The sequence below is a fragment of the Salinibacterium sp. NG253 genome (assembly GCF_015864945.1).
Lineage (GTDB): Bacteria > Actinomycetota > Actinomycetes > Actinomycetales > Microbacteriaceae > Rhodoglobus.
Window position 1 is genome coordinate 701,574 of the sequence record NZ_JADYWF010000001.1, and the last position, 25,103, is coordinate 726,676.

Sequence of the window (25,103 nt, forward strand, 5' to 3'; positions counted from 1 at the left end):
CACTGACTTCTGAGTGTGCGAATGCGCCGGCGAAGCGCACGCATCGAGCGAGGCGTTTAGACCCCGACGGGAACCGCAGACACCGTGCGTGCGATCGTGCACTGGCCGAGCACTCGCGTGCCTACGTAAAGAACCGCAGTCTGGCCGGGCGAGACACCAATGAGCGGCTCGTGCGGCCGCACGATGAGCTCGGGGCCCTTCGCATCGCCGACGTTATCGACGCCCTCGGTTGCCGGAGCGATGCGAGCCGTGGCCGGCATCGGGTCAGAGTGGGCGCGCACCTGAACATGACACTCAAAGCTTGCACCGGGCTCGCTGATGAAACCAGAGGCGAGCGGATCAAGCCCAGCCCACGAAAACTTGGTGCCGGCGACTTCGGAGAGAGCAAGAGCTTCGCGCGGTCCGACAACGACCTCGTTGGTCTTGGGACGAATCTCCAACACGAAACGGGGCTTGCCGTCATCCGTGGGATAACCAACGTTGAGGCCCTTGCGCTGGCCGATCGTGAACGCGACAGCACCCTCGTGCTTGCCGAGAACCTCGCCATTGCGGTCAAGAATTTCGCCCTGCTCTGCGCCAACCTTGTCGGCCAACCAGCCGCGAGTGTTGCCATCAGGGATGAAGCAAATGTCGTGAGAGTCAGGCTTGTTCGCTACCGAGAAACCACGCTCTGCGGCCTCAGCACGAATCTCTGCCTTCGACGGCGTAGACCCAAGCGGGAACATGCTGTGCGCAAGTTGCTCCGTCGTGAGCACGCCAAGAACGTAGGACTGGTCTTTCGCCCAAGCCGCAGCACGGTGAAGCTCACGATTGCCATTCTCATCTTCAACGATGTTGGCGTAGTGACCGGTCGCAACAGCATCGAACCCGAGAGCAACCGCCTTCTCAAGGAGAGCCGCAAACTTGATGCGCTCATTACAGCGCATGCAGGGGTTCGGGGTGCGCCCAGCCGAATACTCGGCAATGAAATCATCCACGACATCGAGCTTGAAACGCTCGGAGAAGTCCCAGACGTAGTACGGGATGCCAATCATGTTGGCCGCCCGTTGGGCATCCATAGAATCTTCAATCGTGCAGCAACCGCGAGCACCAGTGCGCAGGGTTCCAGGCTGACGGCTCAGCGCCAAATGCACCCCAACAACCTCATGCCCTGCCTCGACTGCACGCGCGGCAGCAACCGCAGAGTCCACTCCGCCACTCATCGCCGCTAAAACCTTCATCAACCAAGTGTACGAGACGAGTTGCTGGGCAAGTTCTTACTGCGGGATGTCAGTGAGCGTCTTCTCGACGCCAGCGAGCCGAAGTTCAATGGCATCCAGACGCTGAATGAGCATCTGGTTGGCTTCGAGCGTCTGCTCGGCAAGTGCCCGATAATCGCCGCCCGCTTGCGCATCTGCAACGTGCTTTGCCGTTTCGGCCTTCTTGTTGACGGCGTTTGTGATGACGCCGGCGATGATGCCCACTACGGCAACCGTGGCGAGCCAAAACCAGAGGGTATAGAAGATTTCCATTATTTTCCTTCGTGAGAATTGCTGTTGTGGTGTGGAGTTGCGTCGCCGTCGGCGATTTCAGAAGCTGCGGTTGTCGCCGCCGACTTCGCGACCGCTCTCGCCAGGAGAGCGGGGGTCACCGTGACGCGAAAAGGAACTACCTCGAAGAGCTTCAGCGCTTTGCCGTCGTCGCTCAGTTCGTGATGCCCGGCAACAAAGCCCGCCTCTTCAAGCTTGGCGAGGTGCATGTAAAGCAACGGGCGGGACATTCCGACGCGACGAGCGAGCTCGCTCACGTGCTTCTGGCCGGTCGATAGTTCGGCCAAAATGCGCATGCGCTGCGGGTTAGCCACTGCAGCCAACCACGCTCCGAGCTCTTCTGAATTCACGAGAATCCTTTCACCTGTAAGAAAAAACTTACACATAGGTGAGGGCAGCGTCAAGCCCCGCGTTAACCGGCAACACGGGAGAAGAAAAACGTCCTAGTGTCCCAGGACTGTCACGCGATCCGAATAGCCAGCGGCTCGAGCCTGCTCGACCGCACCCGGCAGCGCCGCCACAAACTGAGCAACCTCATCGGCAGTCGTGGACTCTCCGAGCGAGATTCGCAACGCTCCGCGCGCAGTGGGCTCGTCGAGACCCATCGCGAGCAGCACATGACTTGCTTCGGGCACCCCAGCCTGACAAGCAGAACCGGTTGAAACGCTGAAGCCCGCGACATCCAACAAGAACAACAGAGAGTCACCCTCACAACCGGGGAAAGTGAAGTGCGCGTTGCCCGGGAGACGATTTTCGGTGTCACCGCGCAAAACAGCTTCGGGAACCGCCGCCTGCACTCCCGCGATCAACTCATCGCGCAGCACAGTGAGCCGCGCAGCCTCCTCCGCGAGCGCAACCGTGGCTTCGCGTGCCGCCGCCGCAAAAGCGACAGCACCGGGGGCATCCATCGTTCCCGAGCGCGCCCGCTGTTGGCTTCCCCCATGAATAAGCGGAGTCACGGATGCCGAACGCGCGATCACGAGGGCGCCCACTCCGACCGGTCCCCCAATTTTGTGAGCCGAAACGCTGAGCGCGGCCACCCCCGCGGCATGGAAGTCGATAGGCACATAGCCGAGAGCGGATACCGCGTCGACATGCACCGGAACGCCCACAGCCTTCGCGAGCTCAGCGACTTCGGAAACGGGCTGGAGGGTGCCGACTTCATTGTTGGCCCACAGCATCGAGACGAGAGCAACATCATCGGCGAGCGCCTCGCGCACATAGTCCACGTCAATGCGACCAAGAGCGTCGACGGGAATCCAATCCAGCACTGCACCCTCGTGGGTGCGCATCCACTCGACCGCGTCAATAGTGGCGTGATGCTCAGCTTGAGCAACCACGATGCGGCGGCGTTCTACTCCAGACGAATTGCGAGCCCAATACAGTCCCTTGATGCCAAGGTTGATCGCTTCGGTGCCGCCAGAAGTGAAAGTGATCTCGACCGAATCGGCGCCAACACTCGCTGCCACGGCTTCGCGCGCTTCCTCGAGCATTCGCTTAGCTGCTTGCCCCTGAGAGTGGATCGACGAGGGATTACCGACGACCGGCAATGCTTCTGCGAATGCCTGCACCACCGACGGGCGCATGGGCGTTGTTGCCGCATGGTCAAGATAGATCGTCACCGTAACTCCGCTACTCCCCCACAGAATCCAATCGGATGCCTGTGTGTCATTACTCTAGATCGCATGCACTGTTGCTTCGACCCCGCCTTCATTCGCACGAACGCCGGAGCGCGCTGATGGCGCTCGGAACTCCGGCGACAGTGGCGCTTGACGCGCTCGGTATCTCGTTCACCCCGCACCCCTACGCTCACGATGCGGGCACGAGTGAATACGGTCGTGAGGCGGCGACCGTTCTTGGCGTTGATCCCGAACAGGTCTTCAAGACATTGATGACGATGGTGGATGACGAGATGGTCGTTGCCGTGGTGCCTGTCTCCGGAAAACTAGATCTCAAGGCGTTGGCCTCCGCTGTTGGAGGCAAAAAAGCCAGCATGGCTGATCCCGCAATCGCGCAACGGCGCACCGGCTACGTGCTGGGAGGAATCAGTCCGCTCGGGCAGAGAACAGCTCATCGCACCGTAATCGACGAAACTGTCGAGCTCTTCGACACCGTCTTTGTCAGCGGCGGCACGCGCGGCTTCGACATCGAGCTGATGCCCCGTGACCTCATTCGCGCTGCCGAGGCAATCACTGCCGCGATCGCGCGTGATTAGTAGAGCAGCAGTGTCAATCGACGACGAGCATCGGCAACACGAGGATCTTCAGCACCGGCGATTTCGAAGTACTCAAGAAGTCGGGTGCGGATGGCGCTCTTGCCCTCAGCATCGGTCGACGGAAACAGTTCAAGCAAACGATCGAAGGCATCACCGAGGTGACCACCGGACACATCAAGATCGGCGACCGCTAACTGCGCGTCTACGCTGAGAGGTTCTTGGGCCGCTGCGCTGCGCACAGCATCGACTGAGTGACCTTCCAAGCGCGACAGCAACGACACCTGAGCGAGCCCGGCCACCGCCTGCTGGTCGCGCGGGTTCTGGGTGATGGCTGACTGGTACGCGGCAATGGCCGTGGGATAGTCGCCAGCCGAGATAGCGTCGAAAGCTTCTTGATGCAGCGGCGGCAACGGCTCTTCCACGGGCTCTGCGTCGCCCTCGTCAGCGTCTTCCGGCGCCGGCAGGGTGCCCGTTACTTTGTTCTGTGCCGCCAATTGCAAGACCTGCTCAAGCACCTCTTTGAGGTCGTTCTCGGGCATGATGCCGCTGAAGAGCTGCACGGGTCGCCCACCAATAACGGCGGCAACGGTCGGAACCTCTTGCACTTGGAACGCCTGCACCAGCTGCGGATTGCTCGTGGCATCCACCACGACCAGGGCAAAGCGGCCCTTGTACTGCGCGATCGTTGGCTCAAGGGCTGGCTCGATGCCCTGCCCATAAAACTCGACGATAACGGGAACCGTGTTCGACAGCTCAAGCACCTGCGTGAACGACGCATCATCAGCACTGGTGGCAAAACCACTGGGCTTCGGTGCTTCTCCCGGAGGAGTCGCACCGGCACCGTCACCGGCCGCAGGGGCAGGCGTGTTGTGCTGGCGAACGAGGGATGAGAGATCTACTGCGCCACGAAGGCTAGCGGCATTCAGGGGGGCGTTAGTCATTTCAACTCCGATGCTGCGACGAGTCCTTGGGTGTAGCCAAGCAAGACGATTTTCTCATCGCTGCCTGCTGCTGGGACATAAAAGAGTAGCTGATCGCCGTAGGTCGATTTGATGCCCTCTTCAGTAATAGAGATTCCCGAAAGAGCCTTGGTCTGACCACTAAAGGTGACGGCAGAGCCTTCTTCCTTAGGAGCAGCAACCTTGGTCTCATAGAGATGCACGGCAACAATCGCACCCGCATCAATAGTCGCCATTGCGATTGGATCGGCCGAACCAAGGTCGTGACCGTAGGTCAACGTGGCAGTGCTGGAGAGCGCAGCCTTTTCCTTCTTCTTCACGGCAAGACCGACGCTCACGCGAAGGCTGTCGCCCTCAGCCTCAAAGTCAAGGTAGGAATCGCTCTCGACATCCTGTTCAAGGATTTCTGCGTAATTGAGAGCAACCTCGGTTGGCGAGGAACGCAGAAGACCGCTGTCGGCAGGAAGACGTGATGTTCCCACGCTTGCTGCGGCAACATCCGGGAATACCACAGAAGGCTCTAGGTTCATCGCGTAGCTGACCTTGTAGTTATCGCGCGGGGTTGCCTGCTCTAGGAACAGCGCAATCGGAGCGACGGTCGAATCAGTCTCGTCGAGGATGATCGTGAACACCGTGCGCGGCCATGATTCCGTCTGTTGGGGCAGCGTCAGCTGGACCGGGCCGTCGGGAATAGCCGCAGGGGCAGCGATTGAATCGTCTGCATCGCGCATCGTGTAGTTCGCAAGACGGTATTCGAGCGCAGCCTCCGCAAAGCGCGTCTTGATGAGATCGGTGTCGCGCTCCTCATCCGCTTCTTGAGAGACGGCGCTGATCTGCGCAACGATCTTCTCAATCTGACGCACGGCCACCGCGGGAGTTGCAGCAGCACCGGCCGCAGCGGTGGAGGTAGCAGTGGGGCTGGGCACACCGCCATCTGCAGCGGAATTGGGTGAAGTTGAGGTCGTGCATCCGCTCAGAACGAGCACGCTGACCAGCACGGTTGGGACGGCGAACCGAACGGTCGTGCGCAAAGTGGTGCTTTCGCTCGCCTTGGAACCACGCTTAGCAGGCTTGTAGCGAGCCTTCTTGGGAACCTTGGGCATCTTTTGCGGCTTGCGGCGAGGGCCACCAGCGCGTCGCATGTGATGAACAGCCCACATCAAGAAAATGAGCCCGAGCAACAGCACAGCAGCTCCGCCAAGGATGAGCGGACCGGCCCACGGCGTGGTGTTGTCGAGCGGCCACGAAATCGATACCGCGTTAGGAGCGGCGTCGATGCCGTCAGCGGCGACGATGAATGACACATCGCTCGGAATCTTCACGGTGAGGGCGAGTTCGTCCTCAGCTTCATAGCTCTCGAGCCACAGGTCGGAGTTGTAGGGGTCCGGAACCTCTTGTTCTGTGCCACTAATACTCTCAGTGGCGAGGTCGCCCGTTTCAGGATCGAGAGTGACCATGTTGTAACTAGCGTCACCGACCCATGCGAGCACATCTGTCGTGCGACCGTAGGCGGCAACGACACGGCGGTCGCCCTCGATTCGAATGGTTTGGTTGCCCGAGTACGCATTGAACGCTTCACCACTGATCACGGTGAGGGGCGCGGCGCCGCTCGTTTCTGCGGATACCGAGACTTCGTCTGGGGTCGCAAGAATGGTCTGCTGTGCAATGCCGTAGCCGATGAGTCCGGCTGCGAGCATGAAGCTAACTATGGCGAGAACGAATCTCACTATCTCTCCTTTCGTGTTGCCCAGGATTACTCGCCGTGCGAGGGCCCTAGCCACACTGGCTGAACCTCGGTCGGACTAGAGGTAAGGGCCCCATCCACGCGGGTAGGCAACAACAAAGACGTTCAAGAATAGCCGATCGTGTTCTACCGACCTAGTTACTCTTCTGGGAAGTCTCTGGGAGATGAATGAACGCCCCAGATTGGGGATGAGACCAAAATGACAGGAGGCCTCTTCATCCCACTAAACTCAGAGGGTTCATTCCGCTGACATCGAGGAGAAATCTTGGCCGCGAACGATACCGATTTCGGCACAGAGATGCGCGGTTACAAAAAAGACGACGTCGACAAACTGATCGGCGAACTTCGTCGTGAGCTTGTAGCCGCCAAAGCAGACCGCACTGCCTCCACTAAAGAGGTCAAGCGACTCCTCGCCGTAAACGAAGATCTTCAGGCTGAACTCGACGAATCGGGAAGCCCCACCTACAGCGGACTCGGCTCCAAACTCGAAAGCATGCTGCGTGTTGCTGAAGAGCACTCCACCCAGCTCATCAGCCAAGCTGATATCGACGCTGAGAAAATGCGCAAGGCCGTGCAGTCTGAAACCGCCGCGCTGCGCGCCGACACTGCGAGCGAATCAGAACGCATCCTCGCTGAAGCAAACAGTGAAGCCGCTGCGCTCGCCAAATCTTCCCGCAACGAAGCCGACACCCTGATCGCTCGCGCGAAAGACGAAGCATCTCAGCTCGTCGCCGATGCTTCCCGCGAAGCCGCCACCATCCGCGGTGCCGTCGCCACGGAAGCTGCGGATGCGCGCACCTCCGCCAAGCGTGAGTCTGCAGCACTGCGTGCCGAGACTGAACGCGCCATGACTGAACTGCGTGCCAGCACCGCAAGCGAGGTTGCTGAAGCCCGCGAAGCCGCAGAGTCCTTGGCTCGCGATGCCGAGCTCGGCCGCGCGACGTTCGAGGCGGAGAACACGAAGCAGCGCGAGGATTTGCAGCGCGATATCGAACAGGCACGCACCGACCTTGCTCGTGAGATTGAGACGGCACGCGCCGAGCTCGAAGCCGAGACAACGACCGCGCGCGAAACTCTCGCCAACGAGACCAAGGCAGCCCACACCAAGCTCACCAACGAAACGAGGGCAGCCCACACCAAGCTGGCCAACGAAACGAAGGCAGCCCAGGCCAAGCACCAAGCAGAGCTCGACGCCGCCTACGCCGCTCTCGAGGCCGAGGCGGAAGCAACTCGCACCGCGGCCGCCACAGAAGCAGCGAACACTCTCGCGGAACTCGAGAAGACCGTTCTCTCTACGCAGGCGTCTCTTGAGGCCGAACTCTCCGAAGCCCGCGAACTGTGGGAGAACGAAGAGCGCGAAGCCCGTCAGCAGCTTGAGAGCGACGTCACAACCACCCGCGCGGCACTCGAAGATGAAGTGACCACAACGAAGGCTGCGCTTGAACACGAAGTAACCAGCACCAAGGCAGCCCTCGAACAGGAAGTGACCAGCACCAAGACGGCACTTGAGCAAGAGGTGAAGGTTACCCAGGCTTCACTCGAACAAGAGGTTACGACCACTCGTGCGGGACTCGAAAAAGAGGTTGCAACCGCAAAGGCTGCCCTCGAAGACGAAGTCACCACGACCCGAGTTGAGCTCGAGGCTCACGTCAAAGCCACTCGAAACGAGCTCACCGCCGATGTTGCCGCCCAGAAAAAGGCGCTCGATAAAGAAGTCACTTCGACCAAGAAGGCACTTGCCAAGGAAGTCTCGACAACCCGAGCTGCTTTGGAAAGCGATGTAGAGACCACGCAGGCCGGTCTCGAAGCAGAAATCACGGGCGCACGTGCCGCGTTCGAACAGGAGAGCACCACTGCTCGCGCCGAGTTCGAGGCCGAAATGAGCACCCGTCGCAACGAACTCGAAGCCGAAATCAACTCCGCAACGGCCGGCCTCGAAGAAGAAATGGCTCGCCGCCACGCAGAGTTGGATGCCGAAATCGATAGCAAGCGCACCGAACTCGAAAGCTACGTGTCAGATACCCGCTCCACTCTGGCTCACGATGTCGAAAAGCAGACCACCGACCTCGACCGGGATGTTGCACGCCAACGCGCAGAGCTAGCTAACGAGGTCGAGTCAACGCGGGCCACCATCAAGCACCAGCTTGAGGAGACTCGCACCACGATCGAACGCGAGGCCGAACAAGCTCGCATCTCACTTGAGCAAGAGATTGCGGCGCGCCGCGATGACGCGGAGAAGGAATTCTTGGCGCAGCACAAAGAGGCAACAGCTCAAACACAGAACTACCTCGAGGAAGCCCAAGCCCAACTGGCCGAAGCCGTGCGTGAGGCCAACGCCAAACGTAACGAAGCAGAGGAACTCACCAAGAGCTCGCAAGCCGAAGCTAAGGCACTGCTCGCCGATGCCTCTGCCCGCGCCACTGACGAAGTCGCGGATGCCGAAGAGCGCGCCAAGGCACTGCTCGCCGATGCTGAGAAGCGCTCTCACGATCTCATCAGCGAGGCCGAAGACCGCCTCGCTAAGATCAAGGCAGAACGCGAAACCGTTGCCGGATACTTCGAAAACCTTCGCGGAGTTCTGAACCAAGCCGAGGAAGTTAGCTAGCAACAGCCCGCACGGCCCCTAGAATTACGCTCAGCCTGACACAGTTGCGTTAGGCCGAACGGAGCCATGCAATGAAGATCCTCAATCCATTCCGCCTCGGACTACTCGGCGGTCTAGGGGTTCTTGTCGCGGTCGGAATCGGCCAGACAGTCATTTCGCTAGCGACGATCCTCACCTACGTGGGGGCTGCACTCTTTCTAGCGCTCGGCCTCGACCCGGTCGTCACGTGGCTCGAGACTAAGAAGTTTCCACGGTGGACCGCCATCCTTACGGTGCTGGTGGGTGTACTCGGCGTTTTCACGGGTCTCATTTTTGCGATCGTTCCCGTTATTGCCGAGCAGGTCAGAAATGCATCGGAGGCCATTCCGCGACTCGTCACAGCCTTCTTCGACGGAACCGTTCGCGAAAGCGTTGAGACAGCGTTCCCCTGGCTTAACGTGCAAGATCTGCTTGACGGCTTCAACGTTTGGATCGCAGACCTCGACTTCACCACGATCGGTGGCGGAGTGTTTGCCGTCGGAATCGGTATCGCCACGGGGATTACCGGCGCCATCATCGTGCTTATCCTCACGATTTACTTCGTATCGTCGCTCAACAACATCAAGGGCGGCCTGTACCAACTCGTGCCCGCGACAAAGCGCGCGAAGTTCATCGACCTCGCTGAGCAAGTCAGCGCTGCAGTTGGTCGCTATGTCATCGGCCAGGGCTCACTCGCCCTCGTCAACGGCGTGCTCTCGTTCCTGGTCCTGACTCTGATTTTCCCGGCATTCGGGCTTCCCGTGAAGTACTCAGCGTTGCTGGCGTTCATCGCCTTCGTCGGATCACTCATCCCGCTGGTAGGAACACTCAGCGGCTCCATCGTGATCACCTTGCTCGTGCTGCTGTTCAACGGCCCGCCCAGCGTGATCGCCGTCGGAATCTACTACCTGATCTACATGCAGGTTGAGGCCTATCTGCTCAACCCTCGCATCATGAACAAAGCCGTCAAGATTCCCGGTGCCCTCGTGGTGATTGCAGCTCTCGCCGGCGGAACACTTCTCGGTATCTTGGGGGCGCTTATCGCGATCCCCGTGGCCGCCGCAATTCTGCTGATTGTTCAGCAAGTTGTCGTGCCGCGCCAAGCAGACCTCTAGCGACGAGGCGTCACAGCGCCGGTGTGGCCTCAGGCGGCCACGTGCGCGGCAAAGGCAGCACCCCAGGGTTGAGACGCGCCACAACCTCGCTGAGCACGCGATAGGTCTGTGTCTCCCCCACCCACAGGTGCTTGCCACCCTCGACGGCGACGAACTCCAGCTCCGGCACCGAGGCAAAACGCTGCGCGGCCTCTTCGGGCCGCAAGTAGTCATCGAGTTCGGGAATCACCGCGACCAAGCGACGCTCAGTTGCTGCCCACGCGGCGACATCATCCGCCGTCGCACGATGCAGCGGCGGGGAAAGCAGAATGGCGCCCGTAATCGGATGCTGCAACCCATACTTGAGCGTGACTTCGGTGCCAAACGACCATCCGAGCAGCCACACGTTGGGAAGCCCACGCTCGCGCACGAAGTCCATAGCCGCGGCGAGGTCATGCGCTTCGAGTTCGCCCTCGCCGAATGATCCCTCCGAAGTTCCCCGTGGTGAGGTCACGCCGCGAAAGTTGAAGCGCAGCACTGCGATGTCGGCCAGCGCCGGCAACCGAGCGGCAGCCTTGCGGATGATGTGGGAATCCATGAACCCACCGGCCGTCGGCAAGGGGTGAAGCGTGACCAGGGTGGCAGCGATATGGCCGGACTCGGGCAGAGACAGCTCCCCCACCAAAGTGAAACCGTCGTCAGTGTGCAACTCGATGTTCTCACGCACCGCCGGGAGCTCGGTGGCACCTCGAATGGGTTCGCTTGCGGGGGTTGTGTTCACGGAGGTTTGACTCACAATCTGATCTTCCAGCAGTGCTGATGCCAGTGGCGGCGCGCGGCGAGGTCGTCTGCCGATCCCATGATGCCGTCAGCGCGCCACGTGACGGTGTGCGCAGTGCCCGAAGTGATCGTTTGCGAGCATCCTGGGCAGGTGTAGTTCTTGACGGCGTTAGCGGGCGATACAGGCTGAACGTTCCACTCGCCGTCACGCTTCACTTCGGTGCGGCGCGAGCCAAACAGTGTCTGCCTGAGGTCGCCATTGTCGTCATCGTCGGGGCGACGCCGCCCGCGGGGGCGATTAGAACGAGGCATAGCTCAAGCTTATGCGGAGATGCGAGGCGGTCTAGTACCAGCCATTGGACTCTGAATAAGCCCACGCGCCACACGGGGTTCCGTAACGGCCCTCGATGTAACTCAAGCCCCAGGCAATCTGAGTTGCCGGGTTTGTAGCCCAGTCGGCACCGGCAGTAGCCATCTTGCTGCCGGGAAGCGCCTGCGGGATGCCATAGGCACCACTAGAGGCATTCTGCGCGTACACATTCCAGCCGGATTCGCGGTTCCACAGGCTGACGAGGCAGTTGTACTCCCCCGAGCCCAAACCACGGGCTGTCAGCATGGACAAGGCAACAGCCTGCGCGGTACCTGGGTCAGGCGTTCCCACCGCCGGTGCTGCGGGAGCGGCGACCACGACAGGCTCAACGACGAGTTCCTTGATCGTGAGTTTGTCGCGCTCGACTTCATTAACGAAACCTTCGGCAACCGTGATCGACTGCACTTCTGCGCGCTGCACGGTGCTCAGCGGAACCTGCGCCGCCGAGACGGTACTGGCGGGAGTAGGCACAGCCATCATGAGCGTGGCGATGAAGCCCAAGCTCACGGTAGAAGCAAAAATAGGCAGGCTCCAGGAGACACGGGTGTGGCGCCCAGAAAGATCCGCGCCCTGACTCTTGGCCTGAGCGCGGAGGATTGCCGCATGAGATTTAATAAACAAAGTAAACCGATGCTAACGGACAGACCTGAAAAAACAGAGGGAATTATCGAACGGCAAGCATGACGTCGATAACAGAGTCGATCAAGTAGTCGACCTGTGCTTCGCGGTAGCCGCCCTTGGCGCTTCGGAATGCCGCCGTGCGCACGCGATCGATCGTGAGCGGGGCACCGTGCTGGAAGTAGTCCGCAAGCTCTTGGGCGAAGGCATCCACATCTTTGATCGAGTAGCCGATCGTGAACGAACTTGTGCGGGCAAACTTCTTGCCATCCCGTCGGGCAAGACGATTAAGAATCTCTTGGGCCTCAGAGCGAGCCTTGGCGTACCAGGCGGTCTCCCCCAGCTCTGAAATCGCACGGTCACGCTCGCGCGCGGCGAAAGCGTCTTCTAGGCGCTCCAACGCGGAGTCAACGTGTACCGGCGAATATCCACCCTTTTGCATCGCAAAAGCTAGCTTGCGGATGGTGCGAGACGACACGACAGACGAGTCACCGCGATCGGCGGTGTAGGCACGACGCGCCTCCTCGAGGAAGTCCTCGACCTGGTCGACGTTGTACCCGAGCTTTGACTTTCGGCTACGAGGAAATGTGGTGCTCACGGTTCTATTGTGCCTTACGAGAAGATAAGAAAGAGTGCATAGCCCGCCGCGGCGGACAAAAGCGACGAATCTACACGATCCAAGAAGCCGCCGTGGCCCGGAAGCCAGGTACTAATGTCTTTGATCCCGAGGTCACGCTTGATGAGTGACTCCGCAAGATCTCCCATGGTGGCGGTACCCAAGATAACGAGACCAAAGATGAGTCCAACCCACCAAGGCTGATCGATCATGAAGAGGGCAAGCAGGATGCCTGCGGTGATCGCCGCAAGCGCTGCTCCGGCAAACCCTTCCCAGGTTTTTCCGGGGCTGATGGTGGGAGCCATCTTATGTTTGCCAAACGAAAGCCCGCTCGCATACGCCCCGATGTCACTGACAACAACAACGATCAACATTGCAAGCGTCCACCACTGACCGCCGTCTTGAGCAGTGAGCAGCACCGTGAAGCTTGCCAAGAACGCGACGTACAACATCACGAAGACACCGGCGCCAAGGTCGCGCATGATCGACCGCACCGAGCCACGGTGACTCGGCATCACGACTACTTCAACGAGTCGCCACAGCCACACGAACACAATGCCACCGAGCGTGACAAACCACTGGCCTTCAGCCTGCCAATAGAACGACGCCGGAACAACCGCGACTGCCGCGATAACAGCCGCCACTCGCGGAATCTTGAGACCCGCAAAACGAAGCGCACTGGCGAGCTCAAATGCCGTGAAGGCAACCAGCACGCCGGCAAAGAGCATGTACAGCTCTTTGACAAAGATCAGGCTGAACAACAACGCAAGACCAAGACCCAGCCCCACAGTGAGAGCCATCGCCAAAGGACGCCCCGTGCGGGCGTTAATCTTGTCGTTTGTAGCTCTAACGTGAGCTTCGAATTCGGAGACCATTAGACCTCGAGTAGTTCAGCTTCTTTACGCTTGAGGGCGTCGTCGATTGTGTCGACGTGAGCCTTCGTGCTCGCTTCTAGTTCTTTCTCAGCGCGCGCGACCTCATCTTCGCCGACCTCAGTAAGTGCTTCAAGGTCGTCTTTCGCCTTACGGCGCACGTTGCGAAGCGAGACACGAGCCTGCTCAGCCTTGTCGCGCACAACCTTGACGAACTCCTTGCGGCGTTCTTCGGTAAGTTCCGGCAGCGTGGCACGGATGACATTGCCATCGTTGCCGACGCTGGCACCGAGGTGGTGAGCGCCTGCGATTGCCTTCTCAATGTCTTTGAGCGCGGACTTGTCGAACGGGGTGATCAAGAGAGTACGAGCCTCTTGGTTCACCATGGACGCAAGCTGCTGCAACGGTGTGGGGGTTCCGTAGTAGTCCACAAGGACCTTCTGGAACAACGCCGGGTTAGCGCGGCCGGTACGAACCGTGCCGAAGTCATCTTTGGCAGCTTCTACTGCCTTGTTCATCTTTTCGCTAGCCTCGGCTAGAACATCACTGATCACGGGGGCACTCCTCTGGGTCTCACCCGAGTTTAGCGTGCAGAGGCATGAACAACTGCGGTGCGGCACTCGGAAATCGTTTGGGTGGGGCGGGAATTGGTGCGCTGAGCGCTATCCGTGCACGCGAGTGCCGATTTGCTCTCCCACGATGGCGCGCGTGAGGTTTCCTGCTGGCTCCATGCCGAACACGAGCATCGGCATCGCATTGTCCATGCACAGGCTAAACGCGGTCGAATCGACGACCTTGAGGCCCTGCACGAGCGCATCCTGAAAGCTGATTGATTCAAGCTTGCGTGCATCCGGATTGCTGCGGGGGTCAGCGTCGTACACGCCGTCAACACCGTTCTTAGCAACGAGCACTTCTTCGGCGCCGATCTCGAGGGCACGCTGAGCTGCAACGGTGTCGGTGGAGAAGTACGGCAAGCCTGCACCGGCACCGAAGATAACAACTCGCCCCTTCTCGAGATGACGTTCAGCGCGCAACGGAATATAGGGTTCTGCGACCTGCGTCATAGCGATAGCGGACTGCACGCGCGTAGCCGTACCGGCCTGCTCGAGGAAGTCTTGAAGGGCAAGGGCATTCATGACGGTGCCCAACATGCCCATGTAGTCGGCGCGGCCACGATCCATTCCACGCTGGCTGAGCTCAGCACCGCGGAAGAAGTTGCCGCCACCAACGACGATAGCGATCTCCACGTCAGCCGCAGCTGCAGCAATTTCTTTAGCGAGGGCCGAGACAACGTCGGGGTTAACGCCCAACTGCCCACCACCGAATGCTTCTCCCGACAGTTTTAGCAGCACTCGGCGTTTGCGTTGAATTGTCATCGTCTTCTTTCCCTAGCGGTTCTCTATTACAGGGTATTGCGTTGTGGAGAGTTCAGCACGGGCGCACAGCACATTCGCCGCAATGACCGTGCCGGGCCGGCTGATCCGCGGCGGCACACAACAAAGGCCCGAGGCAATAGAGCCTCGGGCCTTCATCGATATGCGTGTTAGGCGCCTACCTTGAAGCGTGCAAAACCAGTGATGGTGATGCCCGCGTCAGCGGCAACCTTGGCGACCGAAACCTTGTTGTCACGAGCGTAGTCCTGGTCAAGCAGGGCAACCTGCTTGAAGAACGCGCCGAGACGGCCTTCAACGATCTTGGGGAGAGCAGCGTCAGGCTTGCCCTCTCCGCGACTGATCTCTTCAACGATACGACGCTCATTCTCGACATCATCTGCCGGAACGTCTTCACGCGAAAGGTAGGTCGGAGCAGCGAACGAGATGTGCTGCGCGATTCCGCGAGCGGTCTCTGCATCGTCACCCGTGTATGCGACAACAACGCCGACCTGCGGAGGCAGGTCCTTGTTGGTGCGGTGCATGTAGACCTCGAACGAGTCACCCTCGACCTTGGTCAGGCGACGCAGTTCGAACTTCTCACCGAGAATCGCAGCCTCATCGTTGATGAGCTGTTCGACAGTCGACGACCCGGCGGGGGCCGCGAGGCCCTCTTCCACGGTCGACGCGCCGGACTCAGCAACTGCGGTAGCAACGGCCTCGCCGAGAGCAACAAACTTGTCACCCTTTGCAACGAAGTCGGTCTCGCAGGCGAGCTCGATGATGGTGGTTGCTCCGCCAGCGGTCTTCGCGGCGATGAGGCCTTCGCTAGTGGAACGGTCAGAACGCTTTGCGTTGCTCTTGGCACCGCGCAGACGCAGGAGCTCGGTGGCCTTTTCGAGGTCACCGCCCGCCTCAACGAGAGCGTTCTTGGTTTCAACCATGCCGGTGCCGAGGCGCTCGCGCAGGGTCTTGAGGTCTTCGAGGCTGAAGTCTGCCATTGTTCGAATCCTTACTTCTTGTCGTCAGCTGCGTCTGCAGCCTTCGCGGGGGTCTTCTTTGCTGCGGGCTTAGCTGCGGCCTTCTCAGCCTTTGCCTCTGCCTTGGCGGGCTCTTCAGCCTTAGCTTCTTCAGCCTTAGCTTCTTCAGCCTTGGGCTCTTCAGCCTTAGCTTCTTCAGCCTTGGGCTCTTCGGTCTTAGCTGCAGCGGCATCCGCGTCAGCCTGGCCGAGAAGCTCAGCTTCCCATGCAGCCATGGGCTCTACTTCTTTGCCCTCTTCTGGCTTCTGGTGACGCTGAATAAGGCCCTCAGCAGCAGCGTCAGCAACGATGCGCGTGAGGAGACCAACCGAGCGGATGGCGTCGTCGTTACCCGGGATCGGGTACGCAACGTCGTCGGGGTCGCAGTTGGTGTCGAGGATGGCGATGACGGGGATACCAAGCTTGTGAGCCTCGTCAATGGCGAGGTGCTCCTTCTTGGTGTCAACGATCCAGATGGCCGAAGGGGTCTTCGTGAGGTTACGGATACCGCCGAGGCTCTTCTGCAGTTTCACAAGCTCGCGCTTCTGAATGAGCAGTTCCTTCTTGGTGAAACCACGTGTGGTGTCATCGAAGTCAACCTCTTCGAGTTCCTTCATGCGTGCAAGACGCTTGGAAACCGTCTGGAAGTTGGTGAGGAGTCCACCGAGCCAGCGCTGGTTGACGTAGGGCTGGCCTACGCGCAGTGCCTGCTCAGCGATCGTTCCCTGCGCCTGCTTCTTGGTACCGACGAAGAGGATGGTTCCGCCGTGGGCGACCGTCTCCTTGACGTAGTCATAGACAGCGTCGATGTAACCAAGCGACTGCTGCAAGTCGATGATGTGGCTGCCCGAGCGCTCGGTCAGAATAAAGCGCTTCATTTTCGGGTTCCAACGACGAGTCTGGTGTCCGAAGTGTACGCCGCTGTCGAGCAGCTGGCGGATGGTTACGACGGCCATGGCCGTTCTCCTTTTCTGGCTCACTGGCGCGCGTGGCGGCAATGGCCTTCTCAGTTAATACTCGCGACCGGTTGGCGCGAATCCTAGTGCCCGGGCATACCTCCGCCCCCAGCGCAATGGTGCACGAGAGGGGACTGAGTGGAGATAGCGGCCGTGTGTTGCGGTAGTTGTACTGCAACGGGGCACGCGTAGTCACCGCGAATACACGCGGTGCTGCCAAAATCATACCATCGCTCCCCCACAACAGCATCACAGGGAACAGGTTTCCCCTGATGTCTATTTCGGCCGCTATAAGGAAGGTCAGACGAGCACGCTGAATGGATGTTTCGAACCCCTGCATCCATGATTCTCGCGCTCCTCGTGGTGGCGGTCACCGGCGCGAGCGCACACGCGACTACGACCACCGAGTGGGATTGGCCAGTAGAGGCACCGCATCCGATCATCCGCCCCTATATCGCACCGGACACGGCGTATTCGGCGGGGCACCGTGGCATCGACATTGGCGCTGGCACCACGACTGAGGTGCGAGCTCCCGCCGCAGGAGCCGTGCACTTCGCCGGTGTCGTGGTGGATCGCCCGGTGTTGTCACTGCGACACCCTGGCGGACTCATCACAAGCTACGAGCCCGTCACCACCACGCTTGCCCGCGGTGACTCCGTGCAGCAAGGAGACGTGATTGGCGAGCTGCAGCCCGGACACTGTTCGGTCGCGTGCATCCACTTTGGCGTGCGGCTCGATGGCGAGTACGTGTCGCCGCTGAATTACCTCGGAGCGATACCGCGGGCGATACTGCTGCCCACACGAAAGCCCTAGGACTGATAGGCGATCGCGTCTTCCAATTCCTTTGCACTGGCCTGGACAGCTTCCGCAATTTCTGTTCGATGCTCGGCGGACAACCTGTAGGCAGGCGCCACCACGCTGATCGCGCCGACTGCTGTTCCTGTGACGTGAACAGTGGCAGCGCTCGCCCACACTCCCTGGTCGACCTCTGCTGAGCTCTCTGCGTAGCCGACTGCTCGGATGCGGTCCAAATCAGAGATGAGCTTCGCCTGAGCCTCAGTCGAGAAAATCGATCCCAATCGCTGAAAGTAGCCGGAAAGCTTCGCGGGTGACAGCTCGCTCAGCAATAGTTTGGGCGCGGCACCGAGATGCAACGGCATCAGGTTTCCAGGCTGGAACGATATCGAAATCGCGTGCGCAGACTCCGCGATGGCAAGGCACACCGCCGAGTCGTTGACCCGCCGAACATACAACGCGGTCTCACCGGTCGACTGCATCAAACGATCCAGAATTGGCTGTGCCATGGTTCGGTAGTCAACAGATGCTTCTGCAGCTCTCGCCAGCCGGAACACCTGCGGCGACAGCACGAAACGCCCCTTTTCCCGCTCTTCGATGAGGTCTAGTTCACGAAGCAACGAGATGTAGCGATACGCACTCGGGACAGAAATATCGTGGTCCTCAAGAAGGTTATCGACTGTCAATTCGGGCGTGCGTTCGCTGAATTGAAGAAGAATTTGGAGAGCACGACGTGCACTATCCACGCCCTTCGTGCGCTGTGGGTCTACGCTCACTTCGCCTCCGTTCTTTTCGAGTCCCGCCCCCGCCGCTGCCTTACTCGACATGGGCGGTGGTCGACGTCGAATTCAATTCTGCACTACAGCGCCGCAGTAGCGACATCATTTGCGCTGCGCGCTAAGAACAGAGAGAGCCGCTTCGATGCCCGCGCCGATGTTGACCGGCATGCCCAGATCGGCGAGCGTGCGACCAAGGGTAGCGAGTCCGATTATCGAATGCATCCCTCCCGCCGTCGGCCCCATGTGTGACAGACGCACGAGGTTGCCCGCACCTTGGCCGTGCGACAACATAACTCCATAGCGCTCACGGGCTAGGTCTCGAACGACAGCGTTGTCGAAATTGTCCGGAAGCCTGATCGATGTGACACACGCCGACAAGATCTCCTCGCGAACAGCCCATAGCTCGAGCCCCATCGCTTGCGCACCGGCTCTTGTCACTTCAGCGGCGAGTTCGTGCCGTGCAACCACAGCATCGATTCCTTCTTCGAGAGCCTGGTCGAGAGCTGCTTCAAGCCCTCCCATGTCGCTCACCGAGGGGGTATACGGAAAACGCCCTTCCCCTAGCCACTTTTCTTTCCAGTCAATGAGAGACAGGTACGAATCACGAGGAGCAGCGGGGTTCGCGTACATCACGTCCCAGGCCTTTTGGCTCACTGAAATCAATGCGACGCCGGGAGGACCTCCGAGGCACTTTTGAGCGCCGGCAACACAGACGTCGAGACCCCACTCATCTGTTTCCCACTGCATTCCGAGAACCCCGGATACCGTGTCAATGTAGGTAAGAATTCCACGATCGCGACACAGCGGACCGATTTTCGCCACATCCGTCACGGTGCCCGATGGAGTCTCGGATGCGACCAAGCACACCATTTGGATCTCGGGGTGCTCATCGAGGTAGGCCTCGACTGCCGCCGGGGAGACTGCATCGTCGTACCCCACTTCGATCTCGTGCAGCACTGCACCAAAACCGGATACCCAGTAGCCGGTTCCCTTACCGAAGACACCTTGCACCAAGTTCAGTACGTGCATTCCGGGGGTGATGAGGGAGCGCAAGGCACCCTCGAGGCCGACGATGGCCTCCCCTTGCATCAGCACGATGTCATTGGTGGTCTTGAATATCTGGGCGACCTTGTCTTGAGTGCGTACGAACGCAGCTTTGAATTCGGGGTCGTAGTGATAGAGCATTGGCTGGCTGAGCCCAGCCAAAGTGCGGGCTGTTACCGAAACAGGCCCGGCAGAGAGAGTGAAATCGGGGAGTGCCATCAGATGGTTCCTTTCAGGTTGACGATTGATCTAGCGAGCGCCACGCGAGTAGGGCGTGCCCAGTGCGGGCGGAACTACGGAGCTGCGGGCGAAAATGATGAGAGTCAGGATCACGACGATGAACGGGATCATTCGGATGACATCGGCGGGCACGTTGTACCCCAACACCTGAAGTGCAGGCCCGATCGCTACGGCAAAGCCATACACGAATGAAGTGATGACCACCACGAGAATCCGTCCGCGAGAGAGCATGGTGATCACGATCGCGATGAAGCCGAGGCCGTTTGTGATGAAGGGAGTGAAAGTTGAAGTGGTGATTGCGGCGAGATATGCCCCGCCCAACCCGACAAAGGCACCACCCAAGATCACAGCGATTGAACGGATCTGGATGACGCTTCCGCCCGCCGCATCGAGCGATGATGGCTTCTGGCCGGCAGACCGAGTCGACAATCCCCAGTTGGTCTTGGCTAGAAAAAGGCCCGCAATAACTACTAAGACAAGCGCAATCCAGAAGATCGCAGATTGCTCGAAAATCGCGGGACCGATTACCGGAATATCGGATAAGAACGGCACCGAGAGCTCTGGAGCAGTGCCAAGGCTCGTCACTGATTTGGCATTATTTTGCAGGTACAGGACACTCGTGATGCCCTCGCCGACGAGCGTGATGGCCAATCCGATGACGATCTGATTGAGCCCTAGCCAGACGTTGAGCACAAGCATCGCGAGGTTGGCAACGATGCCGCCGACCGCCCCGGCGAGCATCCCTAGCCAGAAATTGCCCGTGGTGAGAGTCACGATGAAGCCGGAATATGCTCCGATGAGCATGACGCCTTCAATACCGAGGTTCAAGACTCCGGCTTGCTCGCCGATGGTCTCACCGACAGAGGCTAGGACGAGGGGCATCGCCTGAGCGATGACCGAGGCGATGAAGACGGTGACGAACGCTGCTGACAGTAGATCGCTCATGACGACTTCCTTCCGGTGCCGCCCTGGAACAGGCGCACAACTGTGGTCTTCAACCCCGGCGGTAGATAGCTTTGGCCGAGCTTGCGGCGGTCACCGACATATTCCGTGATTGTCATGAAGATGAGGATGAGCCCCACGATCACGAGAAGGAAGTCGGCGTTGAGGCCCGCTTGTTGGGCTGCGAGCGTTCCGCCGGTAGCAAGAATCGCGTAAAAAACGACCAAGGGAATTGCGGCAAGAGGGCTGAGCCTCGCAAGAAAGACGAAGGGCATCACTGCGTCACCGTAATGAGGATCCCAGTTAGCTCGTTGATAGCTGTACTGGCCGAGCACATCGATAGCCCCAGCCAGAGCAATGAGGGCGCTCGAGACCGCGAACAACAAGATAACCATCCAGGTCGAGTTGATTCCTACGTGGCGGGCGGCCTTGGGGCTTGCGCCAAAAATATCCAGTCTTAGCCCGAACGAAGTTCTACTGAAGATGAACTGCGCCACAATCGCAATCACAATGGCGATGATCAGACCGATATGGATGACCGTGCCCGGAATGTAGGGCAGCAAATAGCTGTCGGCGATTACCTCTGTTTGCGGTTGTGGAGTGTTCGGGTCTTTGAGGGGCCCTTTAATAAGCAGGTTGGCAATTCCTACGCCGATAAACGACATCACGAGCGAGGTAATGATCTCGTTTGTTCCATAGCGGGCTTTCAGAATCGCGGGGACGAGCGACCAGACGGCACCGACCAGCAGTGCGCCGAGGATAATCACGATCGTCGCGAGCCAGGCCGGCATACTGGCGAAGAGATAGGGGCCAGCGCCCGATGCCACAACTGCGCCGAGAAGATACTGCCCGTTGTAGCCAAGGTTCCAGAGTTGACCGCGAAAAGCCACGATGAGACCAACGGCGACGAGGATCAACGGTGCCGAGAGCACGAGGCTGCGTTGCAGGTTAGAGCCCGTCACACCGTAGGTCCAGACACCTGAAAAGAAGTCAATGGGATTGCTACCCATAGCGAGCATGATGAGGCCGGCAACCAGCAGCGCCAGGATTACCGGCAGTATGGATCTGACGAGACCGTCGAGAAGGTTCTTGGCTTTGTCGTTCTCCGCGCTTTTCATTGCGCTCCCTCAATCGCACCGGTCATGAAGTGCCCCACTTTTTCTGCCGTTCCCGGCTTATCGTTCACTACACTGCCGACGATCTTTCCGCCTGACATGATTTCGATTCGATGCGACAGCTCGACAAGTTCGTCGAGGTCACTGGACAGGAGGATCACTGAGCCGCCATTGGCAGCGAACTCAATGAGGATTTCGCGCACCAAGTGCACAGTCTTGAGATCGAGTCCATAGGTTGGCTTGTTCACAACAACAAGGCGCGCTCCGTCGGTCAGTTCTCGCGCCAGAAGGATCTTCTGAATGTTGCCGCCCGATAGTGTGCCCGCTCGCGTTGCAGGCGAAGGAGTCCGAATTCCGTACTCTCCGATAAGACGGAGTGCTTCGGCATCCACGACCTTTCGCTGAATTTGGCCGAAGCGCCAAAACGGACGCTCCCCGATACGTTTGATCACGAGATTAAGAGCGACAGACATCGAGCCAACGGTGCCTTCGTGGAGGCGATCATCCGTGACGTAGCGCACTCCAAGGTGCTGGCGCCCCCGGACTCCCAGCTTGGTCACGTCTTCACCGTCGAAACGCAGACTGCCTGCAGACGCGGGGCGTTGCCCTGCGACAACTTCCGCCAGTGCGCCCTGCCCGTGACCGTCGATACCGGCGATGCCCAGGATTTCTCCTTCGTGCACCTTCACGGAAATTCCGTCGACATCAACATCTCGCCCGAGACCGCGGCTCGATACAGCGTCGAGTTCAAGTCGTACAGGTCGTGAAGACAGGTCAATGGACCGTGTCTCCCTGACAGCTTCAGTAGCACCAGCGAGCTCTGCCGCATCGTCGCCAACGGAATTGATGTCCTCGCCGAACATCGCACGAAGAATCGACTCTTGTGCTTCGTGCTCGTCGAAGGAGGCAAGCTCCTCGACAGAGATATGGCCGACGTTTCGACCGCTGCGCAGAACGGTGACGCAGTCCCCCATCGAGTACGCTTCGCGAAGTTTGTGGGTGATGAAAACTACCGCCAGCCCTTGCGCTTTTACCCTCTCAACGCTTTCGGAGAGGTGTTCAATCGCCTGAGGGGTAAGCATCGATGTTGGCTCATCAAGAATGAGCAGTCGGCTACCTTTCCAGATAGCTTTTGCAATCTCCACCTGCTGTTGCTGTCCGAGCCCCAGATCAGAGGCGAGCGCTTGTGGATCGAGCTCAGCTCCCAGGAGTTCTGAGAGCTCATCCAGACGCTCTTTCGCCCGCTTCTTTTCTTGCATCACGCCGGATTCGCCGAGCATGAGGTTCTCAAGAACAGTGAATGCGGGAACCAGCGTGGAGTGCTGATGCACAACACCAATCCCATAGTCCACTGACGCCCGGGGGGAGGTAATTGCAGCTTCAACGCCATTGATGGAAATCGAACCAGAATCAGGTTGCTGCAGCCCAGCCAAAATGCTGATCAGCGTTGATTTTCCCGCACCGTTCTCGCCTAGGAGGCAGTGAACTTGTCCGCTGACGATGTCCAATGAAATCCGGTCATTTGCCACGACTCCGGGGAATGCTTTCGTAATCTCTCTGAGCGAGATCACTTCCGGATCAGTCAATGTACTCAAGAAAATCTCCTGCGGCGGGTTAGGTGGGTGTCGGTGACTGCAAAGTACAGCCACCGACACCCCGAGCGAGGGTAATCACAGAGGTACTGCGATGGTGCTGCGGTTAGGCGCCCTTGGCCGCGATTACTGCGTTGACGGCGTCAGCTGATTCAGCCGGAGTCGGAACGATCGAGCCATCCGCGAGTCCTGCCTTAGCAGCATCGATAGCGGACTGAATCTCCGCCGTAATGTTGTCTGTCTCTTGCAGCGTCAGTCCGCCATTATCAACGGTCAGTTCATAGCCGGACTCTCCGAAGGTTCCTGCTTCGATGTCCTTAATAGCCTGCACGTACGTGGGGCCGTAGTTCCAGAGCACCGACGTGAGCAGCACGCTCGGGTCGCTCAGGCCTGCTGTGACGTCACCAATATCGGCGATGTACTTCACGCCATCCGCAGCCTCAACGGCTTGAAGGTAACCGTGCGTTGCGCCGTCACCCATTCCGAAGATGACGTCAGCGCCTGAAGCAATGAGCTGCTCAGCCGCAGTCTTTCCACCGGCAGCATCGGCATACGCTGCCGGGCCTACGGAGGTGTAGAGCACCTGAATGGTGGGGTCAACACTGTAAACGCCTTCGGCGAAGCCAGCTGACATCTTGAACCAGTTGAGGTCATCAGCCGAAACCACGATGCCAATTGTGTTGCTCGTAGTAGTCATGGCCGCAGCGATACCGGCAAGGTAGCCGCCCTGTTCGGCTTTGGTCTGGGTGATAGCGATCTCGCCGGGAATGTTATCGCCGGCATCCTGGATCAACACGGGAACACCCGTAGATTTGGCAACGCTCGTCGCTGCGACACCATAACCGGAGGCGTGGGCGACAACGAACTGTGCTCCACCATCGATAACCTGACTGATGATGGTTTCTGCGTTGTCCCATCCGGCGTCGGGCACGAGGGTAGCCTCGATGCCCAACTCATCTGCGGCAACTTCGGCGCCGACGAGACCGGCTTGGTTCCAACCGAAGTCGGATTCGTTCTCGGGAGCAACGAGGGCAAACTGGGTAACGGTAGTGGCCGACGACGATGAATCATCTGAAGCATCGTCGCCACTTCGACCATCCGCGCAAGCGGTAAGGCTGAGCAAAAGAGCACTCGCGGTTGCCAAGACGGCGACCCGAGCAGCGTTGCGTCCATGGTGGACACTGCTGAATGTAAGCATTGCTGAAGTCCTTTCGAGGTGAGTGTTTTGCCCGAACGAAGCGATTTACACCTGAGTAAGTCTTCTCACAATGTGCGGGATTGGCACTACAGTATGAGAAGGAGCCAGCGCCGTCAACGAAAAACTTAGACGTTTACAAGTCCGAAATATGTATCGCCGCCCCTGAGAAGAAAGCGAACGCCCATGAACCGCCAGCTTTTAACTGTGTCCCTAATGGCCGTAATCACCCTTGCCCTTGCGTCATGCTCCGCCTCCCCGCCCCTCTCAAGCGAAGACTCTGCAGCCCTCGCGACGCTCGGAGAAGTTGCTGGCCCTACGTCCAATTTAGACGCTGATCACATCACCTCGACCGAATGTTGGCTTCCTTCGGATCACCTTGTAGACGAGCAGCCTTCGGACACAAGCGCCGCCTGGCGGGTGCTGTGCCGCGTGCATTACACGGACGACAGCGGCGACCGCTACCAGGACACCACCTGCATCGGCGACTTTTCCTTAGACCCGATGCTCGACCACTGCTACCGCTGGACCCACTACGACTACGCCCCGAGCTTCGAGGACTTTCCCGGTATCACCACGAGCTGAACCGTTTCGCCCCTTCGCCGGTGAAACACTTCTCCTCGCAACCGCGCAAGT

At 59.3% G+C, this 25,103-nt stretch carries 26 protein-coding genes; 5 read left to right on the plus strand and 21 right to left on the minus strand.

The window, feature by feature from the left end:
- Positions 1-56: 56 nt before the first annotated feature.
- From mnmA to I6E52_RS03425, 4 genes are all read right to left on the minus strand, one after another.
- Complete coding sequence (gene mnmA / locus I6E52_RS03410; protein WP_197124106.1) at positions 57-1,220, minus strand: tRNA 2-thiouridine(34) synthase MnmA; 1,164 nt, start codon at positions 1,218-1,220, stop codon at positions 57-59.
- A 36-nt stretch (positions 1,221-1,256) separates the two neighbouring features.
- Positions 1,257-1,511: a hypothetical protein gene (locus I6E52_RS03415; protein ID WP_197124104.1), complete on the minus strand. Its 255-nt coding sequence runs from the start codon at positions 1,509-1,511 to the stop codon at positions 1,257-1,259.
- Positions 1,511-1,879: a winged helix-turn-helix domain-containing protein gene (locus I6E52_RS03420; protein WP_307842354.1), complete on the minus strand. Its 369-nt coding sequence runs from the start codon at positions 1,877-1,879 to the stop codon at positions 1,511-1,513. Before I6E52_RS03420 ends, I6E52_RS03415 begins: the two co-directional genes overlap by 1 nt.
- Before the next feature lie 93 nt (positions 1,880-1,972).
- On the minus strand, positions 1,973-3,151 hold the full coding sequence (locus I6E52_RS03425) for a cysteine desulfurase family protein (protein ID WP_197154879.1): 1,179 nt from the start codon (positions 3,149-3,151) through the stop codon (positions 1,973-1,975).
- Positions 3,152-3,267: 116 nt separating this feature from the next.
- On the opposite strand from I6E52_RS03425, the gene ybaK reads away from it, so the two are divergent.
- Positions 3,268-3,744 (plus strand): Cys-tRNA(Pro) deacylase, encoded by a 477-nt coding sequence (gene ybaK / locus I6E52_RS03430; protein ID WP_197154886.1) that lies wholly within the window; start codon positions 3,268-3,270, stop codon positions 3,742-3,744.
- On the opposite strand, the gene I6E52_RS03435 is transcribed toward ybaK, so the two are convergent.
- Complete coding sequence (locus I6E52_RS03435; RefSeq protein ID WP_197154888.1) at positions 3,741-4,685, minus strand: tetratricopeptide repeat protein; 945 nt, start codon at positions 4,683-4,685, stop codon at positions 3,741-3,743. The two genes, ybaK and I6E52_RS03435, sit on opposite strands and share 4 nt — an antisense overlap.
- Positions 4,682-6,430 carry a hypothetical protein gene (locus tag I6E52_RS03440; RefSeq protein ID WP_307842356.1) on the minus strand — a complete coding sequence of 583 codons (1,749 nt, stop codon included), beginning with the start codon at positions 6,428-6,430 and terminating at the stop codon, positions 4,682-4,684. Before I6E52_RS03440 ends, I6E52_RS03435 begins: the two co-directional genes overlap by 4 nt.
- Positions 6,431-6,712: 282 nt before the next feature.
- On the opposite strand from I6E52_RS03440, the gene I6E52_RS03445 reads away from it, so the two are divergent.
- On the plus strand, positions 6,713-9,052 hold the full coding sequence (locus I6E52_RS03445) for a hypothetical protein (protein WP_197154890.1): 2,340 nt from the start codon (positions 6,713-6,715) through the stop codon (positions 9,050-9,052).
- A gap of 71 nt (positions 9,053-9,123) precedes the next feature.
- The gene (locus tag I6E52_RS03450) at positions 9,124-10,185 is read left to right on the plus strand and encodes an AI-2E family transporter (RefSeq protein ID WP_197124092.1); all 1,062 of its coding nucleotides are present in this window, start codon (positions 9,124-9,126) and stop codon (positions 10,183-10,185) included.
- Positions 10,186-10,195: 10 nt separating this feature from the next.
- On the opposite strand, the gene I6E52_RS03455 is transcribed toward I6E52_RS03450, so the two are convergent.
- From I6E52_RS03455 to rpsB, 9 genes are all read right to left on the minus strand, one after another.
- Positions 10,196-10,945 (minus strand): alpha/beta hydrolase, encoded by a 750-nt coding sequence (locus I6E52_RS03455; protein WP_197154891.1) that lies wholly within the window; start codon positions 10,943-10,945, stop codon positions 10,196-10,198.
- A gap of 11 nt (positions 10,946-10,956) precedes the next feature.
- Positions 10,957-11,256: a hypothetical protein gene (locus tag I6E52_RS03460; protein WP_197154892.1), complete on the minus strand. Its 300-nt coding sequence runs from the start codon at positions 11,254-11,256 to the stop codon at positions 10,957-10,959.
- A 31-nt stretch (positions 11,257-11,287) separates the two neighbouring features.
- Positions 11,288-11,935 carry a lytic transglycosylase domain-containing protein gene (locus I6E52_RS03465; protein ID WP_231601755.1) on the minus strand — a complete coding sequence of 216 codons (648 nt, stop codon included), beginning with the start codon at positions 11,933-11,935 and terminating at the stop codon, positions 11,288-11,290.
- 43 nt (positions 11,936-11,978) lie between these two features.
- Positions 11,979-12,530 carry a DivIVA domain-containing protein gene (locus I6E52_RS03470; RefSeq protein WP_197124086.1) on the minus strand — a complete coding sequence of 184 codons (552 nt, stop codon included), beginning with the start codon at positions 12,528-12,530 and terminating at the stop codon, positions 11,979-11,981.
- Between the two features lie 14 nt (positions 12,531-12,544).
- On the minus strand, positions 12,545-13,423 hold the full coding sequence (locus I6E52_RS03475) for a phosphatidate cytidylyltransferase (protein WP_197109713.1): 879 nt from the start codon (positions 13,421-13,423) through the stop codon (positions 12,545-12,547).
- A complete protein-coding gene (gene frr / locus I6E52_RS03480; protein WP_197124082.1) occupies positions 13,423-13,974 on the minus strand; it encodes a ribosome recycling factor in 552 nt (183 codons plus the stop codon). Before frr ends, I6E52_RS03475 begins: the two co-directional genes overlap by 1 nt.
- 108 nt (positions 13,975-14,082) lie before the next feature.
- A complete protein-coding gene (gene pyrH, locus I6E52_RS03485) occupies positions 14,083-14,796 on the minus strand; it encodes a UMP kinase (protein ID WP_197124080.1) in 714 nt (237 codons plus the stop codon).
- 167 nt (positions 14,797-14,963) lie between these two features.
- The gene (gene tsf, locus I6E52_RS03490; protein ID WP_197124078.1) at positions 14,964-15,791 is read right to left on the minus strand and encodes a translation elongation factor Ts; all 828 of its coding nucleotides are present in this window, start codon (positions 15,789-15,791) and stop codon (positions 14,964-14,966) included.
- Positions 15,792-15,802: 11 nt separating this feature from the next.
- Positions 15,803-16,765, minus strand: a complete 963-nt coding sequence (gene rpsB / locus I6E52_RS03495) for a 30S ribosomal protein S2 (RefSeq protein ID WP_197154893.1) — start codon at positions 16,763-16,765, stop codon at positions 15,803-15,805.
- Between the two features lie 321 nt (positions 16,766-17,086).
- Here rpsB and I6E52_RS03500 point away from each other — a divergent pair, with 321 nt between their 5' ends.
- The gene (locus tag I6E52_RS03500; protein ID WP_197154895.1) at positions 17,087-17,578 is read left to right on the plus strand and encodes a M23 family metallopeptidase; all 492 of its coding nucleotides are present in this window, start codon (positions 17,087-17,089) and stop codon (positions 17,576-17,578) included.
- On the opposite strand, the gene I6E52_RS03505 is transcribed toward I6E52_RS03500, so the two are convergent.
- The 6 genes from I6E52_RS03505 to I6E52_RS03530 all read right to left on the minus strand — a co-directional run bounded on the left by I6E52_RS03505 (position 17,575) and on the right by I6E52_RS03530 (position 24,470).
- Positions 17,575-18,336 (minus strand): IclR family transcriptional regulator, encoded by a 762-nt coding sequence (locus tag I6E52_RS03505; protein ID WP_197154897.1) that lies wholly within the window; start codon positions 18,334-18,336, stop codon positions 17,575-17,577. The two genes, I6E52_RS03500 and I6E52_RS03505, sit on opposite strands and share 4 nt — an antisense overlap.
- A gap of 105 nt (positions 18,337-18,441) precedes the next feature.
- On the minus strand, positions 18,442-19,602 hold the full coding sequence (locus I6E52_RS03510) for an alanine--glyoxylate aminotransferase family protein (protein ID WP_197154898.1): 1,161 nt from the start codon (positions 19,600-19,602) through the stop codon (positions 18,442-18,444).
- A gap of 30 nt (positions 19,603-19,632) precedes the next feature.
- Positions 19,633-20,568, minus strand: a complete 936-nt coding sequence (locus tag I6E52_RS03515) for an ABC transporter permease (RefSeq protein WP_197154899.1) — start codon at positions 20,566-20,568, stop codon at positions 19,633-19,635.
- On the minus strand, positions 20,565-21,683 hold the full coding sequence (locus I6E52_RS03520; protein WP_197154900.1) for an ABC transporter permease: 1,119 nt from the start codon (positions 21,681-21,683) through the stop codon (positions 20,565-20,567). Before I6E52_RS03520 ends, I6E52_RS03515 begins: the two co-directional genes overlap by 4 nt.
- Positions 21,680-23,275 (minus strand): ABC transporter ATP-binding protein, encoded by a 1,596-nt coding sequence (locus tag I6E52_RS03525; RefSeq protein WP_197154901.1) that lies wholly within the window; start codon positions 23,273-23,275, stop codon positions 21,680-21,682. Before I6E52_RS03525 ends, I6E52_RS03520 begins: the two co-directional genes overlap by 4 nt.
- Before the next feature lie 103 nt (positions 23,276-23,378).
- Positions 23,379-24,470 carry a BMP family protein gene (locus I6E52_RS03530; RefSeq protein ID WP_197154908.1) on the minus strand — a complete coding sequence of 364 codons (1,092 nt, stop codon included), beginning with the start codon at positions 24,468-24,470 and terminating at the stop codon, positions 23,379-23,381.
- 213 nt (positions 24,471-24,683) lie between these two features.
- Between I6E52_RS03530 and I6E52_RS03535 the strand changes: the two genes are divergently transcribed.
- Positions 24,684-25,052: a hypothetical protein gene (locus I6E52_RS03535; protein WP_197154911.1), complete on the plus strand. Its 369-nt coding sequence runs from the start codon at positions 24,684-24,686 to the stop codon at positions 25,050-25,052.
- Positions 25,053-25,103: the final 51 nt, after the last annotated feature.

Excerpts from the sequence above, each read along its gene's own strand:
- ybaK (WP_197154886.1), top strand. The coding sequence starts at position 3,268 with ATGGCGCTCGGAACTCCGGCGACAGTGGCGCTTGACGCGCTCGGTATC.
- I6E52_RS03535 (WP_197154911.1), top strand. The coding sequence starts at position 24,684 with ATGGCCGTAATCACCCTTGCCCTTGCGTCATGCTCCGCCTCCCCGCCC.
- I6E52_RS03435 (WP_197154888.1), bottom strand. The coding sequence starts at position 4,685 with ATGACTAACGCCCCCCTGAATGCCGCTAGCCTTCGTGGCGCAGTAGAT.
- rpsB (WP_197154893.1), bottom strand. The coding sequence starts at position 16,765 with ATGGCCGTCGTAACCATCCGCCAGCTGCTCGACAGCGGCGTACACTTC.
- I6E52_RS03515 (WP_197154899.1), bottom strand. The coding sequence starts at position 20,568 with ATGAGCGATCTACTGTCAGCAGCGTTCGTCACCGTCTTCATCGCCTCG.
- I6E52_RS03460 (WP_197154892.1), bottom strand. The coding sequence starts at position 11,256 with ATGCCTCGTTCTAATCGCCCCCGCGGGCGGCGTCGCCCCGACGATGAC.
- I6E52_RS03510 (WP_197154898.1), bottom strand. The coding sequence starts at position 19,602 with ATGGCACTCCCCGATTTCACTCTCTCTGCCGGGCCTGTTTCGGTAACA.
- I6E52_RS03450 (WP_197124092.1), top strand. The coding sequence starts at position 9,124 with ATGAAGATCCTCAATCCATTCCGCCTCGGACTACTCGGCGGTCTAGGG.
- mnmA (WP_197124106.1), bottom strand. The coding sequence starts at position 1,220 with ATGAAGGTTTTAGCGGCGATGAGTGGCGGAGTGGACTCTGCGGTTGCT.
- tsf (WP_197124078.1), bottom strand. The coding sequence starts at position 15,791 with ATGGCAGACTTCAGCCTCGAAGACCTCAAGACCCTGCGCGAGCGCCTC.
- pyrH (WP_197124080.1), bottom strand. The coding sequence starts at position 14,796 with ATGACAATTCAACGCAAACGCCGAGTGCTGCTAAAACTGTCGGGAGAA.
- I6E52_RS03530 (WP_197154908.1), bottom strand. The coding sequence starts at position 24,470 with ATGCTTACATTCAGCAGTGTCCACCATGGACGCAACGCTGCTCGGGTC.
- I6E52_RS03500 (WP_197154895.1), top strand. The coding sequence starts at position 17,087 with ATGTTTCGAACCCCTGCATCCATGATTCTCGCGCTCCTCGTGGTGGCG.
- I6E52_RS03520 (WP_197154900.1), bottom strand. The coding sequence starts at position 21,683 with ATGAAAAGCGCGGAGAACGACAAAGCCAAGAACCTTCTCGACGGTCTC.
- I6E52_RS03415 (WP_197124104.1), bottom strand. The coding sequence starts at position 1,511 with ATGGAAATCTTCTATACCCTCTGGTTTTGGCTCGCCACGGTTGCCGTA.
- I6E52_RS03475 (WP_197109713.1), bottom strand. The coding sequence starts at position 13,423 with ATGGTCTCCGAATTCGAAGCTCACGTTAGAGCTACAAACGACAAGATT.